Source organism: Mycobacterium sp. NGS66, from assembly GCF_059812225.1.
In genome coordinates, this window is record NZ_JCALCG010000022.1 from 53,982 (window position 1) to 69,277 (window position 15,296).

Genomic DNA, 15,296 nt, shown 5'->3' on the forward strand with positions numbered 1-15,296 from the left:
TCAGCTACGCACGATCAGACACGACGACGCCGCGTCGCCGGTTGCGTACCTGGCCGGACTTAGCCACCCGGAACCCGGACGGCCGAGTTCGTTCACGCCTTGTGCTGCGGCCGCGTGCTCACTGCGGCAAATGCTCAACTCAGCAGCGCTCGGCAAAAAGGTTGGATCAGCCACCGACGGCAGCGCCGGCGTAATCGGTGGCACAGCACCGGCATGCGCGCCCAGCAGCTGCGCTGTCAACGCTTCGGCAGCGGCACCGGTGTGGGTCGGGCACTCGGGAACGACGTGCGACCTCATGGCACACCTCTTCAATCACGGTGCTCACACACCTCAGCCCGGAGATAGTTGAATATGATTGTCATTATCGTTAGATGGATACCACAACGATGGAAGGTTTGGAAGCGCCGACCGCGATCCGCGTCCCGGAAAGGACGACCGCCCCGAGCCGCCGCTCCGGTGCTGTCGGCAGCGATGTCAGCATTCGATGCCGGCGATCTGACTTTGGTAGGTGGGGACCGTTAGGTTCGCAGTTCGGCGCTCCGGCCGGGGTCGGCGACGCTAACACTGGCGCCCTGGCGCCGCCCGCTGGGACCGGTCAGGTGAGGTAGTTGAGGCTGGTCATCATGCCGGCTTCTTGGTGATAAGTATTGTGGCAGTGCAACACCCAGGTACCGGGATTGTCCGCGATGAGGACGGCGGTCGATTTCTGCTTGGGCAGTACGGCGACGGTGTCTTTGCGCGGGCCGGGCGTGCCGTCGGGCTTGATCATCTGGAAGGTGTGGCCGTGCAGGTGCATGGGGTGCCACATCATTGTGGTGTTGTCGAACGTCAACGTGGCTCGCTGACCCTGTCGGATCTGCAGCGGCGTGGTCTTGCTGTAGGGCTTGTCATTGATCATCCAGTCGTATTTCATCATGTCGCCGTTGAGGACGACCGGAAGGTTGACGTCGGGTTTGACCTGACCCATGTCGACTTGCGGTGCCGCGGAGAACATCTCGACAGTCCCGACTCGCTTGTTCAGTTCGGGCGGCTCAAATCCCAAGTCAGGAGCGCTACCAGCGCCGGTGGACAGCAGCGCGCGCGCTAGGGCGTTTTTGCCTTCGGCGAGCGCGACCAGCGGGAAAACACCGTCACCGACGGTAACGATGACGTCGTACCGTTCGGCCATGCCGATCAGCAAGGCGTCGACCTCGGCGGGCACTATGGGGTAGCCGTCGGTGTGGGTGACGGTCATCGAGTGACCGGCCAACGCGACACGGAAGGCCGTGTCGGAGCCTGCGTTGATGATGCGGATGCGGATGCGCTGTCCGGGCTTGGCGCCAAACGTAGTGGCAGCGGCGGGGATCCGACCGTTGATCAGGTAGTACGGGTACGCAATATCGCCGGCATCGCCGCCGAGCAGGCTGCTGGTCCCGGTGCCGCCCATCTCCATCGGCGGCATGTTGTCCATGCCGGGCATATTGCTCACGCTCGGCCTGCGCTGATTGGTCAGGTCGTCGTAGAGCTGGGCGGGGGTTTGGCCGATGCCGTCGGTCCAATCATCGAGTACGACGATCCATTCGGCGTCGTAGCGGCCGGGCTCGGCGGGGTCGTCGATGATCACGGGCAGATACAGGCCATAGTCGGCGTCTAGGCCGACGTGCGGGTGCGCCCAGTAGGTGCCCGGATGGGGTGCTGAGAACCGATAGGTGAAGTCGCGTCCGGCCGCGATGTTGGGGGTGGCGGGTTCGACGCCGTCCATGTCGTTGCGCAGCGCGATGCCGTGCCAGTGCACCGAGGTGGGGGAGTTGAGCCGGTTGGCGACCGTGATTGCGAGCTCGTCGCCAACATTGGCGCGAATGAGTGGACCCGGGATGGCGTTGCCGTAGGCCAGCGTGCGCACGGCGACACCACCGAGGTCGACCGTCGCAGGACCGGGCGTCAACGATGCCGCTACGGTCCGTCCGGTGTGTGGACGAGCCGCCTCGGCGGTGGCGATCGCGGCCGCCATCGCCGTCTTGCTGTTACTTTTCGGATTGCCGGGCCGGCCACAGGCGGCCAGCGCGAACCCGCCGGCGACTGTGGCGGCCATGAACCCACGCCTGCTCAGCGTCACCTCATCGATGGTTGACCCGCCCATACGGGCTCCCTTCATCCGGTATGTCGTTAGGTACTCCGCTCACTACGCGGAGAGCCGGCGACTCATCCCGATATGAAAGGGTACTCTATAGGGGTATGCCGTACCTCAAATTTGACCGTAGTGATGAGTATCTAGGAAGGGCTTGGCGATGGGGTTGACACAAAGACCGTTTGCTCATCACCACCACGGTGACGGCACTGGGTGGCTCATCAACTATCCCCGCAGCTATGAACTCATCACCGACGTGTGGTTCCTGGGACGACGCGCCCGCGTGTTTGTCCAACTTGTGCGGCTTTCGGACGCGAAGCCCGGCGAGTGTGTACTTGATGTCGGTTGTGGCACCGGGTATTTCACGCGACGAATCGCTCGGGCCGTGCAGCCCGATGGCAGCGTGATCGGGATCGACCCCGCAGAATCGATGGTGGACTACGCCGCGCATCGCGCGCCGGCCAACTGCACGTTTCAGGTTGCCGGCGCCGAAAATCTGCCCTTCGCCGACCAATCGTTTGATCTGGTGGTGTCCAGCTTGGCGTTTCACCACTTTCCCATCGACCGCCGTGCCGATGCGGTGCGGGAAATGTTTCGTGTTCTGCGACCGGGCGGGCGGCTGTTCATCGCCGATCTTCGGCCCTCGCGCGGCGGCATCTTGCACCGGATTGCTGCGGTTTTCAACGCCCATGCGAGGGAGCAAAACCGCGTGGGCCAGCTCGACGAGCTGATCGCCGATGCCGGGTTCTGCATCGTCGGCACCGGTGACCGCTCGCTGCTGCACTACCTCACGGCGCAACGCCCACCGGCTCAATGAGTTCGCCGATAGGCGCGCGGCGCAGTGACCGAATCACTAAGCCGCGCAAGCCCGCAAATGGAGATTTCCGTTATCGCGATGCCGACCATCGCATCGCCGGTCGGGTCTCCTCCCTATCTGATCACACACAACGTGCAACTGACCGACAAGCACGGTTTACACATACGGGTACGGGGTATATGGTGGGGCTATGACCGTCCGACATCTGATGGGCCGTGGGTCGCCACCGAGCCCGGTGAGCTGCGAGTTATCCCGCACTCGCCAGATGCTTATGAGGCGGACACATACGACACCAGCTTCTCGGACATTTCGCGTACCCGCAGCTAAGCTTCCACGGGTTATGAGGTTGGGCGGCGTTAGCGAGATGCCTCGGTTGCGGTGGGTGGTGGCCGTGGGGGCTGTGGTGTGGTTGGCGGCGTGGATGGTCCTCATCGGCGCCCACAGCGTCATGGGGCATTCGGAGTCGTCGGCGCCGCACCCAGCGCATGCGTTGATGACCTCGGTGAGTGATCAGCTCGCCGTCAACGTCGATCATCCGCATGTGGGTAAGGGTTCCTCAGGCGCACACAATGAGCAGTTCACCGCGGCAGTGCTGCCGCGAGCGGGCTCGGCGGTGGCTGCGTTGCTCGCGTTGGGTGCGGTGGCGGCCGTCGTCGTGGCGGGTTGGTTGGTCACGCTCGGAGCCCGCGCCGGACGGGGCCCACCGCGCGTTCCCGTGTTTTTTGTTACCGGTCAAGAGGTTTTGAGCCGGTTCTGCTTGTCTCGTCGCTGACTGGTCAGCGTCAGGTCGTAGGCCTCGTGCCGCGGCCGGTGACCGCTGACCCATGTCAACTGTGCCGCGCACTGGTTTCGCGGCATGCACGTGAAAGCGACGAATCTCATGACCGAAGTCTTATCGTTCGACAACTATGTTCACCCCATCGCGGCGCTGAAGGTCCTGCAGCCGCGCGACTGCACACAACCCGCCTCCGGCACCTATCGACGCCCCGCAGCCTTGGTGGGCCACACCCCGGTGCTGCGGATCTCAAGCCCGCTCACCCCACCCGATCGCGGGTTTTGGGCCAAGCTGGAGGGGTTTAACCCCGGCGGCAGCATGAAAGACCGCCCGGCCCTGCACATGGTTGAGGCCGCCCGCGCCCGCGGCGAGCTCCGCCCCGGGGCGCGCATCGTGGAATCCACCAGCGGCAGCCTGGGCCTGGGACTGGCGTTGGCCGGCCAGGCCTACGGTCATCCGGTCACCGTGGTCACCGACACCGGCATGGAACCCATCGTGCGCCAGATGCTGACCGCTTATGGCACCGACGTCGAGCTAGTGAGCGAGCCGCACCCGGTCGGGGGCTGGCAGCAGGCCCGCAAAGACCGCGTCGCCGAGGTATTGGCCGCCCACCCCGGCGCCTGGAACCCCGACCAGTACAGCAACCCCGACAATGTCGCGGGCTACCAGTCGCTGGCGCTGGAGCTGCTCGATCAGCTCGGCGAGGTTGACGTGCTTGTCTGCTCGGTCGGCACCGGCGGACACTCCGCCGGAGTGGCCCGCGTGCTGCGCCAATTCAACCCGCAGATGAAGCTGATCGGGGTCGACACCATCGGCTCCACCATCTTCGGCCAACCCGCCACCAGCCGGCTGATGCGCGGACTGGGGTCTAGCATTCATCCGCGCAACATCGACTACGACGCCTTCAACGAGGTGCACTGGGTGGCCCCCGCCGAAGCGGTCTGGGCCGCGCGCACCCTAGCCGCCAGCCACTTCACCAGCGGCGGCTGGAGCGTCGGCGCCGTCGCACTGGTGGCCGGCTGGGCGGCGCGCACCTTCTCGGCCGACACCCGCATCGCCGCGGTGTTCCCCGACGGGCCGCAACGCTACTTCGACACCATCTACAACGACGACTACTGCCGCCAACACCAGCTGCTGGGCTGGCAACCCGTCGCCGAGCCCGCCACCATCACCCACCCCGACAACCAGATCGTCACCTCCTGGACCCGCACCACCACCATCACCAACCCCGCACTGGTGTCGCGATGAGGGGCTTTATCGCGCGCTTCCGCGGATTCGACGGGCCCAGCCAGGTACTGATGATCAACCAGTTCGGCATCAACATCGGCTTTTACATGTTGATGCCGTATCTGGCCGGGTACCTGGCCGGCCCGCTCGGGCTGGCCGCCTGGGCCGTCGGTTTGGTGCTGGGCGTACGGAATTTCTCCCAGCAGGGCATGTTCATCCTGGGAGGCACGCTGGCCGACAGGGTGGGCTACAAGCCGTTGATTGTGGCCGGGTGTCTGCTGCGCACCGGCGGGTTCGCACTGCTGGTAGTGGCCCAATCGTTGCCGGCCGTACTGATCGCCGCCGCGGCCACCGGTTTCGCCGGTGCCTTGTTCAACCCGGCGGTGCGGGCCTATCTGGCCGCTGATGCCGGTGATCGCCGCTTGGAAGCCTTCGCCATGTTCAACGTCTTCTACCAGGGCGGCATCCTATTAGGCCCCCTGGTCGGACTGGCCTTGGTTGCCGTCGACTTTCGGGTCACCGCGGTAGCCGCCGCGGCCGTGTTCGCTGTGCTCACGGTGGCGCAGCTTCTGGCGCTGCCGCAGCGCGGCATCGACCAGCCACCACAGAAGACCTCGGTCCTGCAGGATTGGCGGGCGGTCGTCGGCAACCGGTCATTCCTGCTGTTCGCAACGGCAATGATCAGCTCCTACGTGTTGAGCTTCCAGGTCTACCTGGCGCTGCCACTGCAGGCGTCGATGCTGACACCGAAGTCGGAAAAGGCTTTGGTTGCAGCACTTTTCGTTTTCTCGGGCCTGGTTGCGATCGCCGGACAGCTGCGCATCACCCGCTGGTTCACCAAACGCTGGGGACCCGGACGCAGCCTGGCCATAGGCCTGGCCACCCTGGCGGCCTCGTTTGTGCCGCTGGCCGTTATCCCCGACGGCCAGCGGTTCGGGACACCGGCGGCGGTGGGCGCGCTGCTGGTTTCGGCGGGGATGCTGGCAGTCGGTTCGGCTGCGGTCTTCCCGTTCGAGATGGATACCGTCGTCTCGCTGGCCGGAGGCCGGCTCGTGGCCACCCACTACGGGTTCTACAACACCATCGTCGGGGCCGGCATCCTCGTCGGCAACCTGGCTACCGGCACCGTCATGAGTGCCGCACGACAGCTTGGCGCCGGCCAACTCCTCTGGGTCACGCTGATTCTCATCGGCAGCATGGCCGCAGTAGCTCTCCATCGTCTCGATCGAGGCCATCACCTGCAACCCGCTCACTCTGAGCTCAGCACCACTCACGCGGCGGTACCGCCGACCGGCAGCCCCGGCCGGCGTCGGCTACTCACGCCGCCGCGCGGCAAGCCGTCGGTGTCCCCCTCCCCCGGTCATCCTGCCGGGTGCCGGCCCGTAACGGTGACTCCAACAAGTCGCCCCACAGCGGTCGGCACGCGACGGTCCGGACGTTCGACTGGATCGATGCCATCATCTTCTGTGCGAACGCATAGACCCGCAGGATTGACCGCCAAGCACCCGATGATCGGCACGGAATCCCAATGAAAATAAGGGATTCGACGCGAACAGCTGCCATCAGCGCGACCAAAATACACGTGCGCCACGCTGTCGCCCGCGATCCTGCACGCAACACCGCTGGGCCGAGTCGTCATGTTCGGCGTCCGATGACTCCAAGCGGCGGAGTTGACGCTGCCATGGCTGAGCAAACGACGGTGAGGAGCGATCCACGAGGCATCGACCGACGCATCGACCAGGGACTCCGCAGCGGCATCGGCAGCTTCGGGACACAAGTACCACTGGGGGGTAGGGTACTTCTACATGGCGAGCCAGTTCCGAGAATTATTTTCCGAGGCATGACCGCTCATGGCCGTGTGAGCTGCATCGTCAGGGGTTCGCGGCAGGATGGTCGGGCCAAGCGAACCGCGCTCGGCTTACGGTATACCCCTATCGTGAGTACAGTTGAGACATTGTGAGACCCGGCGACGCAGGTAGGCTGCCCCGATCGCGATCCGTTATCGCGATCGCGGCCGCAGTGTGGTTGTTCCTCGGCGCCCTCGCATGCGGGCTGGTGCATTTCGCGCCCCTCACCTCTGATCCATCGCCCGCTTTCGTGACATCAGTACATGGTGGGTCTGGCGCTGATAGGTCCGGCATGCACGCCGACCACGCTTCTCTTGACCGCGGCATGGTCGCCAGATGTTCCAAGGTGTTCGCGACGACGCCGCTGTCGTTGCCCGCTACTGCCCTCGTTGCGTTGGGCCTCATGGTTGCGGTCCTCTCGATTGCCGGCTCGAGAATCGAACTGGTGGTACCGGTCGGCCGGGGCCCCCCTCGAGCGGTAGCCCCGGTCTTCTCCGGTCAAGAACTCTTGGCGCGGCTCTGCATCGCTCGCCGCTGATCGCCTCGCGGCAGGCCGTTGTGCGACGCCACGACCGCCGATGACACCCGCCCACGTCAACCGTCTCGCCGCACTCGACTCCGGATGCATGCCGAAGCAATGACCACATCAATCCTGTCCGACTCGGCCCACGCCGTTAGCCGACCGCAGTCTGCATTTCGCCGGCGACTGCCCTCGGCCCACACCGACATTCACCGCAGCGGACAGGGTCTTCCCACATTCGTAATCCCATGTCTTCAAGGAGAAGTCCATGTTTTCAGTCACCGTCGAACCACACATGTTGACCGCAGCGGCGGGCAACTTGCAGAGCATCGGCTCGGCGATGAGCGCCGCGAACGCTGCCGCGGCCGCCCCGACGACAGGGGTGGTTCCCGCCGCCGCCGATGAGGTGTCGGAATTGACGGCGCTGCAGTTTGCCGCCCACGCGCAGATGTACCAGGCCGTCAGCGCCCAGGCCGCGGCGATTCACGACACGTTCACCACCACGCTTGGCGTCAGCGCCGGTTCGTATGCGGCCACCGAGGCCGCCAACGCGGCCGCGGCCGGCTAACCAGTCGGGGGTGAAGTAATGGATTTCGCAGCGTTGCCGCCCGAGATCAACTCGGCCCGCATGTATGCCGGCCCAGGACCGGGACCGATGCTGGCCGCGGCGGCGGCCTGGGGTGTGCTCGCCGAGCAGCTGTATTCGGCCGCCGCCGCCTATTCTTCGGTGATCTCAGGGCTGAGCGGTGGACCGTGGCTGGGCCCGTCGTCGGCCTCGATGACGGCGGCCGCCGCTCCCTACGTGGCGTGGATGAACATCACCGCTGCCCAGGCCGAGCAGACGGGTGGGCAGGCCGGGGCCGCGGCGGCCGCCTATGAGGCGGCGTTTGCGATGACGGTGCCCCCACCGGTCATCGCGGCCAACCGCAGCCTGTTGATGGCGCTGATCGCGACGAACATCCTCGGGCAAAACACGCCGGCGATCGCGGCCACCGAAGCCCAGTACGCCACGATGTGGGCTCAAGACGCCGCCGCGATGTACGGCTACGCCGGCGCCGCGGCGACTGCCTCGATGTTGGCCCCGTTCACTGCGCCGCAGCCGACCACCAACCCGGCTGGCCTGGCCGGGCAGGGGGTCACCGTCGCCCAAGCGGTCAGCAGCTCGGCCAGCAGCAACGCGCAGGCCGTGCTGTCGCAGCTAACCTCTACGGTGCCCACGGCGCTACAGCAGCTCGCATCGCCGCTGTCGTCGACGTCGTCCGCATCGCCGCTGTCGTCGCTGAGTTCGTCGCTGAGTTCCCTGCAGCCGGCGGTGTCGATGACAAGTTCGGTTGGGTGGATATCGAGTTCGCTGCTCTCGAACGTGAATCAGGTGAAGAACCTGATGCCGGCCGTCACCGCCGCTGGCGCCGCAGCGTTGGCACCAGGTCTGACGGGCGGGCTCGGTTCGAGCGCCCTGGGGGCAACGGGTTCAGCGGGATTCGGCGGAGCGGCGATGTCTGCGGGTATGGGCCGGGCGGTCACGGTCGGGGCGTTGTCGGTGCCGCAGACGTGGGCCGCGGCGGCGCCGACAATGAGTCCTGCCGCGGCGGCGCTGCCCAGCACCGGTCTGGGTGCCGCGCCGGATGTCGCCGCAGGCGGTCCTGGCGGCCTGTTCGGCGCGCCGCTAGCCACTATGGCCGGCCGCGGCATAGACAACATCGGCGAAACCGATCTGCGCTTCATGCCCCGCCTGACGGTGGTACCACCCTCGGGGACCGTCGGATAACAAAGGAGGAGCACGGATCTGTTTCAGTTGGCCGACCCTGACGCCGGCCCAAACGTCTAGCACAACTACTGATTTCGAGGTAAGGGGACACTTCAATGCCTACACGTTTTATGACCGAGCCGGACGAGATGCGGGCTCAGGCGGGCCGTTTCGACCTGCACGCCCAAACCGTTGAAGATGAGGCCCGCAAGATGTGGGCGTCCTCGCAGAACATTGCCGGTGCCGGCTGGAGTGGGACCGCCCAGGCCACCTCCTACGACACCATGGGGCAAATGAACACCGCGTTCGGCACCATCGTCACCATGCTGCGCGGGGTACGCGACGGGCTGATCCGCGACGCTAACAACTACGAGCAGCAAGAGCAGGCCTCGCAGCAGATCTTAAGCAGCTAAAAGCCGTTAGGAGAACACCATGACGATCAACTACCAGTTCGGCGACGTCGATGCCCACGGCGCGCTGATCCGCGCCCAGGCGGCGTCTCTGGAGGCCGAGCACCAGGCCATCATCCGCGATGTGCTTGCCGCTGGAGACTTTTGGGGCGGCGCCGGCTCTGTCGCCTGCCAGGAGTTCATCACCCAGTTGGGCCGCAACTTCCAGGTGATCTACGAGCAGGCCAACGCCCACGGCGCCAAGGTGCAAACCGCCGGCTCTAACATGGCCAGCACCGATAGCGCCGTCGGCTCCAGCTGGGCCTAGCACCGCCATCCACGGCCGCCAGAGCACACCGCGACACGAACTAGGGACGACCCAGGGGAGAGGTCATGACTTACACATTGTCGACGATGCGGCCATCATCGACGCAATGGAGCCGCAACTGATGGTCCAACCCTGCGATCTACCTGGACTGCCAGGGGTCGCCGATGATGCCGCGGTCAAGTTGCAGGCGGCGATCGGTTCCCTGCGGCTCGCCGACGCGCGCTAGATCACGATCCGCTGCTTCGCGTCGGATGTGGACCAGACTGCGGTGCCCCGCACCGGTGAAAGGAGTACAGCTGTGTATGCCGGTTTGGCCGTGATGGTACTGGTCTCCCTGGGCAGTGTCGCAGGGATGTATGGGTTGCATCGGTTGACGGCGGTAAGGCCGGACGCGTTGACGTCGCTGCCATTCCAGTCGGGATGGCGGCCTGAGGAGCATGCGTTGTCCCGGTATCACGTGCGCTGGTATCTGGCGACACTGGTGTTTCTCGCGTTCGATGTCGAGATGCTGTTCATGTACCCGTGGGCCGTGGTCGTCGCGCGCATGGGCATCACCGCGGTCGTCGAGATGTTCGTGTTCCTCGCCGGGTTGTTCGTCGCCGTCGCGTGGGCGTGGCGGGAGGGCGCATTGCGATGGGTATGACCGAGCTGTTGGCGCGATTCGCGGCCCACCGGGTACATGTGCTGACCCTGGAGGTGCCCGGAGACTGGGTGGTGCGTGCGGAGGTGGAGCGCAGTTTTGCAGCTCGGCGGTGGTGTGCAGCGGAATCACCCGCCGACGCCGATGTCTTAGCGGTGTGCGGTGTCCCAGGACCGCAGTTGGCCGAAGTGATCAATCGGATCTGGGACCAACTGCCCGGCCCTCGTGTGCGGATCGACGTCGACGATCGGCGGTCAGTCGATTCGGCACTGGATCGCGCGGCCGGGGAGCTGCTCGACTCTGGGCGGCAAAAAGACGACGCCCGTGATCGGGCACAATCGCCCGACCCCGCCGCCGATCAGCATGGCATTGACCACGGCGACCACGACGGCATGGACCACGGGCCGGTGGATCACGACGGCATGGACCACGAGGCCATGGGTCACGACGGCATGGACCACGGGGCCACGGATCACGACGGCATGGACCACAGCGGCCATCACGGCATGGACCACGGCGGCATGGCCCACAGTGGACACCACGGAATGCACCACGGCGCGATGGAGATGGCGCCTGCCGGCATTGCTCTGGCCGAGGGCGCGCACGACCGCGATGGTCTCGAGATGGATGTGCTGCACCTGCATCTCGGGCCGCTTCTCCCGCATTGGCCGGCCGGGTTGGTGTTGCGGTGTTCACTGCACGGAGACGTCGTCGCGGAGGCGGAGGCATGGATCGTCGACTTCCACCATGTCGACAGCCGGCACCGGGCGCCGCCGGAGAACAACGCATCTCTGAGCGCGGCCCGCCAGTGTGACCACGTCGTCGATGTGTTGGCGCTAGCAGGATGGTCGCGGGCGTCGGCCATCGCGCGGCAGGCCAGAGACCTGCTGTTGCGCGGCGCTGACGCTGAAAAAGCCCAGCAGCTGCTTGAGAAGCTGCACGGCATGCTCCGCCGGTCCAGACTGCTGCGCTGGTCGCTGCGGGACTTCGCGGCACTGACGGCTCAAGATTTGCAGCGTCTCGGCCTGCCTGCCGAGCTGACGGGCGATACCTACGATCGGCTGCTCACCCGACTCGCCCTGGCACGCACGCTGCTGCGCGAACCGTTGTCTGCCACGGTATTTGATCTGAGCTCGACGAGTATCACTGATGTGCTGCCCGGTCTGGTGAATGGTCTGGACCTCGCCGCAGCCCGGTTGGTCGTGGCCAGCCTCGGGATCGACACCGGCCTAAGCGATGAGGGCAGCGCTCATGGTTGAGTCGACCGTAACGACGGTGCCGGGGGCATGGGCAGTCGGTGCCGCGGCGTTGCTGGCGGTGCTTGCTCTCTACGCCGCCTCTCTCGACGGTGTGCTCACTGCCCGCGGCGAGGGTGTGCGCGGGGTCGGCGCGGCCACACCGCTGTGGGAGGCGGCGCGCCTGATGCGGCAGCGTCGGCGCACCACCGTTGCCGCGGACACGGTGCTGTGGCGGGTCGGGGCTGCTGGTCTGATCGTTGTCGCGTTATTGATGGTGACTGTGGTGCCGCTGGGGCAGTGGACGCTGTTGGACCTCGATGTCGGCGTCGTGTGGTTCAACGCGATGGACGTGATCGTGTGGGCGTTGGTGTGGCTGGCCGGTTGGGGCCCGAACTCGGCGCATTCGCTCGTCGGCGGCTACCGGTTTCTGGCCCACGGTCTGGGCTATGAGCTGCCGTTGATGTTCGCGCTCGTCGCTCCGGCCATTGCCGCAAAAAGCCTGCGGGTTGGCGAGGTCGCCGGCGCGCAGCAGCACGTGTGGTTTGCGGTGTGGATGCCGGTCGCGTTTGGTGTCTACTGTCTGGGGGTGGTGGCGTTTTCGGTGTGGGGGCCGTTCAGCGCGGCGCTCGGCGCCGACATCGCCGGCGGTGTGACCGCCGAACTTTCCGGTGTGGACCGGCTGGTGTTCCAGACCGGCCGGTATGGGTTGCTGGCCGCCGGCGCCGCCTTCGCCGTGCCGATGTTCCTTGGCGGCGGCGCGGGACCACTGCTGCCGCAATGGCTGTGGGTCATTGTGAAAACTGTTGCGCTGCTGACGGTTTTGGTGTGGCTGCGTCGACGAATTCCGGTACTTCGACCGGAGAAGTTCATGGAGCTCGGCTGGCTTGTGTTGTTGCCCGCCGTTTTGGTGCAGGACCTGGTCGTGGCCGTAGTCGCTATTTGAAGGAGCTGACAACATGATCGTCGACATTGGGTACTGGGTCTCGGCGGTGATCTCCGTGCTCGCCGGCGCGGCGGTCTTCCGGGTGAATTCGATGGCACGCGCCACCTATGCGCTGGCGATCTCCTTCGTCGCCGTGGGTGTCGTCGTGCTGCTGCTGCAACAGAACTACATCGGCGTGGTGATCATCTTGATGATGGTGATGGAGATGGCGGTGATGGCGGTGTACATGGTCATGTTCATGGGCATGAACCCGGCTCTGATGCCGATGAGCATGGTGCACGACAAGCGCCGGTCCCTGGCTGCCGCCGTGAGCACGTTTGTTCTGCTGGCGGCTGGGATCCTGCTGGTCGACTGGCCGGCTCGGCGCGGCATGCCGCCAGCTGATGTGACCGCGGCGCTGGGGGAACAATTGATGGGACCGAAGATGCTCGCCATGGTGGTGATCAGCCCCATCATGGTGACCACCATCGTGGCCGGGATTGTGTTGGCCGCCAAGCGAAGCCGCTACGACCGGTTCGGCGACGACCTCAAACACCGACCCGCCCGCGATCCCCAGCCGGGCGGGGTGGGGCGATGACCCTCGATACGGTGCTATTGGTGGCGGCGGCGCTGTTCAGCGTGGGACTCTACGGTGCGCTCTCCCAGCAGGTCGTGGTGATGGTGATGATGGGCCTGGAGTTGATGATCAATGCGATCATCCTTGCCGCCGCCGGCTTTTGGTGGTTCCTCGCGCCAGCGCCCACCGGTCAGGTGCTGCTGGTGGTGATCATCGCGGCGATGACCGTGGAGATGGCGATGGGCTTCGCGGTCGCGACGCTGCTGCACCGCGACCACCGCGCCGACATGACCGACATGGCCTCCGAGCTGTCCGGCTGACCGTGGTAGTGGGCACACCGGCGCAGCTTTGGCTGTGGTTGCTGATGCTCGCGCCGGCGGTGGCCGGCGCGACATTACTGCTGGCCCGCCGCATTGACCGGCTTGCCGCGCCGATCGCGGTGACCACTTCGGCACTCATGCTGGTGTCGTCGATCATCGTGAGCTTTACCCGCCCGGAACTGGCCGTGGCGTTCATGGCCGGCACGGATTTCGCGTTGCGGGTAGATCCGCTGGCAGCCACGGTGGTTCCCGTCGTGGCGGCGGTGACATTGCTGGTGCTGGTGTTCGCGACCGGAGACATCCGGGTCGCGCGGGGCCGGTTTCACGGGTTGATGCTGGTGTTCGCCGCGGCCGTCGTCGTGACAGCGACGGCGGCGACCCTACCGACGCTGCTGTTGGCGTGGGAGGTGATGGGGGCGGCGTCGTATGCGCTGATCGGATTCTGGTGGCGCGACGAGCACCGAATGTCGGCCGGACTCACCGCCTTCCTGACTACCCGCACCGCCGACCTCGGCCTGTACCTGGCCGCGGCGGCTGCGCTGGCCGGTGGTGCGGGGCTGGCCCTGGCCGATCTGCCCCATGCCAGCGGCGGATGGCGCCACGTTGTCGCGTTCGGGGTGCTGGTCGCAGCCCTCGGCAAGGCCGCGCAGCTGCCGTTCTCGTTTTGGCTGTCCCGAGCCATGGAGGGTCCCAGTGCGGTCAGCGCACTGCTGCACTCGGCCGCCATGGTCGCGATGGGGTCCTATCTGCTGCTGCGGACGCAGCCGCTGCTGGCAGCCACCGGGTGGGCTGCCGCGGCCGCGGCATGGATGGGGGTCGGGACCGCGGTACTGTTGGGCGCGGTCGCGGTCGCACAGCGTGATCTCAAACAGCTATTGGCGGCCTCGACGGCGGCTCAGCTCGGATTCGTGGTCATGGCCGCCGGGCTGGGCACACTAGGCGGCGGTGCCGCGCAGCTGATCGCTCACGGCTTCACCAAGGCCGGATTGTTCCTGGCCGCCGGGACCTGGTTGTCGGTGCTGGGCACCCAGCAGCTCGACGACCTAGGGGGAGTCGCGCGACGGTGGCGGCTTCTGGGCTGGTCGGCCACCGTCGGTGCGCTGGCTCTGGCCGGGGTTGCGCCGCTGTCGCTATGGGCGACCAAAGATACGGTGCTGGCTGCAGCGCTGCAGTACTCGCCGGGCCTGTATGCGGCGGGATTGGTCGCCTCGGCTCTCTCGGCGGCCTACGCGGGAAAGGTCCTGATCGTGCTGTGGCGCACCAGGTCTACCGACAGCAGCCCGAGTGTGGCGCGAGGAGTTCTCGGCCCCAACGGTTTTCAGCAGGTTCCCGTCGTTGTGCTCGCGGTCGGTGCCGCGGTGGCCGGAGTGCTGGCGTTACCGCCGGTCGGCCCGGCTCTCACCCGAACCTTGGCCGGCGGGGCGAGCCCACCCGCGGCGGCGCTCGAGCTGGCGGCCTCAGCGGTGCTGGCGATCCTCGTAGTTGCGGCGGTGGCGCAGTGGTGGGTACCCGAGCCGCGGTGGGCCAGTGCCTGGCTCGGTCTGGAACGGGGCGCGCATATCCTGATCGTCCGGCCCACATTCGGCCTTGCCCGAGTCCTGGCGCGATTCGACGACAGTGTGCTCGACCGGGTCGTGGAGGCGAGCGCCAGCCGTTCGCTGCGAGCTGCACAAGGCCTGGCGCGCACCGACATTGGCGCGGTCGACGGCGCGGTGGAAGCGGTGGCGGTGTGGATGCGCCGACTCGGTGAGTTGGCCCGCAGACCGCAAACCGGCCTGCTGCACCAGTACTACCTCATGGCCGTGGTGGTGCTGGCATTCGGTGTCCTGCTCCTGGTCGTAG

General features: G+C 66.2%; 16 protein-coding genes and 1 pseudogene. 15 read left to right on the forward strand and 2 right to left on the reverse strand.

The genetic code is table 11. The features are described 5' to 3' along the window. The gene (locus tag AC5Y2L_RS27670) at nucleotides 1–297 is read right to left on the reverse strand and encodes a PE family protein (RefSeq protein ID WP_499945560.1); all 297 of its coding nucleotides are present in this window, start codon (nucleotides 295–297) and stop codon (nucleotides 1–3) included. A gap of 298 nt (nucleotides 298–595) precedes the next feature. Next, the gene (locus tag AC5Y2L_RS27675; RefSeq protein WP_499945562.1) at nucleotides 596–2,119 is read right to left on the reverse strand and encodes a multicopper oxidase family protein; all 1,524 of its coding nucleotides are present in this window, start codon (nucleotides 2,117–2,119) and stop codon (nucleotides 596–598) included. 148 nt (nucleotides 2,120–2,267) lie between these two features. On the opposite strand from AC5Y2L_RS27675, the gene AC5Y2L_RS27680 reads away from it, so the two are divergent. The 15 genes and pseudogenes from AC5Y2L_RS27680 to AC5Y2L_RS27750 form a co-directional block, all read left to right on the forward strand. Then, a complete protein-coding gene (locus tag AC5Y2L_RS27680; RefSeq protein WP_499945564.1) occupies nucleotides 2,268–2,924 on the forward strand; it encodes a class I SAM-dependent methyltransferase in 657 nt (218 codons plus the stop codon). 364 nt (nucleotides 2,925–3,288) lie between these two features. After that, nucleotides 3,289–3,696: a putative copper homeostasis (lipo)protein LpqS gene (lpqS, locus tag AC5Y2L_RS27685; RefSeq protein WP_499945566.1), complete on the forward strand. Its 408-nt coding sequence runs from the start codon at nucleotides 3,289–3,291 to the stop codon at nucleotides 3,694–3,696. A gap of 108 nt (nucleotides 3,697–3,804) precedes the next feature. Beyond that, entirely contained in the window at nucleotides 3,805–4,947 is a 1,143-nt protein-coding gene (locus AC5Y2L_RS27690) for a PLP-dependent cysteine synthase family protein (RefSeq protein WP_499945568.1), read from the forward strand. After that, a pseudogene (locus AC5Y2L_RS27695) lies at nucleotides 4,944–6,185 on the forward strand (MFS transporter); the annotation flags it as partial. The gene AC5Y2L_RS27690 and the pseudogene AC5Y2L_RS27695, both read left to right, overlap by 4 nt. Before the next feature lie 697 nt (nucleotides 6,186–6,882). After that, a complete protein-coding gene (gene lpqS / locus AC5Y2L_RS27700) occupies nucleotides 6,883–7,311 on the forward strand; it encodes a putative copper homeostasis (lipo)protein LpqS (RefSeq protein ID WP_499945572.1) in 429 nt (142 codons plus the stop codon). A 250-nt stretch (nucleotides 7,312–7,561) separates the two neighbouring features. After that, on the forward strand, nucleotides 7,562–7,861 hold the full coding sequence (locus AC5Y2L_RS27705; protein ID WP_499945573.1) for a PE family protein: 300 nt from the start codon (nucleotides 7,562–7,564) through the stop codon (nucleotides 7,859–7,861). Between the two features lie 18 nt (nucleotides 7,862–7,879). Further along, on the forward strand, nucleotides 7,880–9,061 hold the full coding sequence (locus AC5Y2L_RS27710) for a PPE family protein (RefSeq protein WP_499945576.1): 1,182 nt from the start codon (nucleotides 7,880–7,882) through the stop codon (nucleotides 9,059–9,061). A 95-nt stretch (nucleotides 9,062–9,156) separates the two neighbouring features. After that, nucleotides 9,157–9,453, forward strand: a complete 297-nt coding sequence (locus AC5Y2L_RS27715; RefSeq protein ID WP_499945580.1) for a WXG100 family type VII secretion target — start codon at nucleotides 9,157–9,159, stop codon at nucleotides 9,451–9,453. Nucleotides 9,454–9,472: 19 nt separating this feature from the next. Further along, nucleotides 9,473–9,757 (forward strand): WXG100 family type VII secretion target, encoded by a 285-nt coding sequence (locus tag AC5Y2L_RS27720; RefSeq protein WP_499945584.1) that lies wholly within the window; start codon nucleotides 9,473–9,475, stop codon nucleotides 9,755–9,757. 298 nt (nucleotides 9,758–10,055) lie between these two features. After that, nucleotides 10,056–10,400 (forward strand): NADH-quinone oxidoreductase subunit A, encoded by a 345-nt coding sequence (locus AC5Y2L_RS27725; protein WP_499945586.1) that lies wholly within the window; start codon nucleotides 10,056–10,058, stop codon nucleotides 10,398–10,400. Next, nucleotides 10,397–11,656: a hypothetical protein gene (locus tag AC5Y2L_RS27730; RefSeq protein WP_499945588.1), complete on the forward strand. Its 1,260-nt coding sequence runs from the start codon at nucleotides 10,397–10,399 to the stop codon at nucleotides 11,654–11,656. Before AC5Y2L_RS27725 ends, AC5Y2L_RS27730 begins: the two co-directional genes overlap by 4 nt. Beyond that, entirely contained in the window at nucleotides 11,649–12,578 is a 930-nt protein-coding gene (locus AC5Y2L_RS27735; RefSeq protein WP_499945591.1) for a complex I subunit 1 family protein, read from the forward strand. Before AC5Y2L_RS27730 ends, AC5Y2L_RS27735 begins: the two co-directional genes overlap by 8 nt. A 13-nt stretch (nucleotides 12,579–12,591) precedes the next feature. After that, the gene (locus AC5Y2L_RS27740) at nucleotides 12,592–13,155 is read left to right on the forward strand and encodes an NADH-quinone oxidoreductase subunit J (protein WP_499945594.1); all 564 of its coding nucleotides are present in this window, start codon (nucleotides 12,592–12,594) and stop codon (nucleotides 13,153–13,155) included. Beyond that, nucleotides 13,152–13,454 (forward strand): NADH-quinone oxidoreductase subunit NuoK, encoded by a 303-nt coding sequence (locus AC5Y2L_RS27745; RefSeq protein ID WP_499945597.1) that lies wholly within the window; start codon nucleotides 13,152–13,154, stop codon nucleotides 13,452–13,454. Before AC5Y2L_RS27740 ends, AC5Y2L_RS27745 begins: the two co-directional genes overlap by 4 nt. A gap of 44 nt (nucleotides 13,455–13,498) precedes the next feature. Further along, the coding region (locus tag AC5Y2L_RS27750) for a proton-conducting transporter transmembrane domain-containing protein (RefSeq protein WP_499945598.1) at nucleotides 13,499–15,296 on the forward strand (1,798 nt) is incomplete at its 3' end.

Coding starts and splice junctions, on each gene's coding strand:
- AC5Y2L_RS27670 (WP_499945560.1), bottom strand. CDS start 297: ATGAGGTCGCACGTCGTTCCCGAGTGCCCGACCCACACCGGTGCCGCT.
- AC5Y2L_RS27675 (WP_499945562.1), bottom strand. CDS start 2,119: ATGGGCGGGTCAACCATCGATGAGGTGACGCTGAGCAGGCGTGGGTTC.
- AC5Y2L_RS27680 (WP_499945564.1), top strand. CDS start 2,268: ATGGGGTTGACACAAAGACCGTTTGCTCATCACCACCACGGTGACGGC.
- lpqS (WP_499945566.1), top strand. CDS start 3,289: ATGCCTCGGTTGCGGTGGGTGGTGGCCGTGGGGGCTGTGGTGTGGTTG.
- AC5Y2L_RS27690 (WP_499945568.1), top strand. CDS start 3,805: ATGACCGAAGTCTTATCGTTCGACAACTATGTTCACCCCATCGCGGCG.
- AC5Y2L_RS27705 (WP_499945573.1), top strand. CDS start 7,562: ATGTTTTCAGTCACCGTCGAACCACACATGTTGACCGCAGCGGCGGGC.
- AC5Y2L_RS27710 (WP_499945576.1), top strand. CDS start 7,880: ATGGATTTCGCAGCGTTGCCGCCCGAGATCAACTCGGCCCGCATGTAT.
- AC5Y2L_RS27715 (WP_499945580.1), top strand. CDS start 9,157: ATGCCTACACGTTTTATGACCGAGCCGGACGAGATGCGGGCTCAGGCG.
- AC5Y2L_RS27720 (WP_499945584.1), top strand. CDS start 9,473: ATGACGATCAACTACCAGTTCGGCGACGTCGATGCCCACGGCGCGCTG.
- AC5Y2L_RS27730 (WP_499945588.1), top strand. CDS start 10,397: ATGACCGAGCTGTTGGCGCGATTCGCGGCCCACCGGGTACATGTGCTG.
- AC5Y2L_RS27735 (WP_499945591.1), top strand. CDS start 11,649: ATGGTTGAGTCGACCGTAACGACGGTGCCGGGGGCATGGGCAGTCGGT.
- AC5Y2L_RS27740 (WP_499945594.1), top strand. CDS start 12,592: ATGATCGTCGACATTGGGTACTGGGTCTCGGCGGTGATCTCCGTGCTC.
- AC5Y2L_RS27745 (WP_499945597.1), top strand. CDS start 13,152: ATGACCCTCGATACGGTGCTATTGGTGGCGGCGGCGCTGTTCAGCGTG.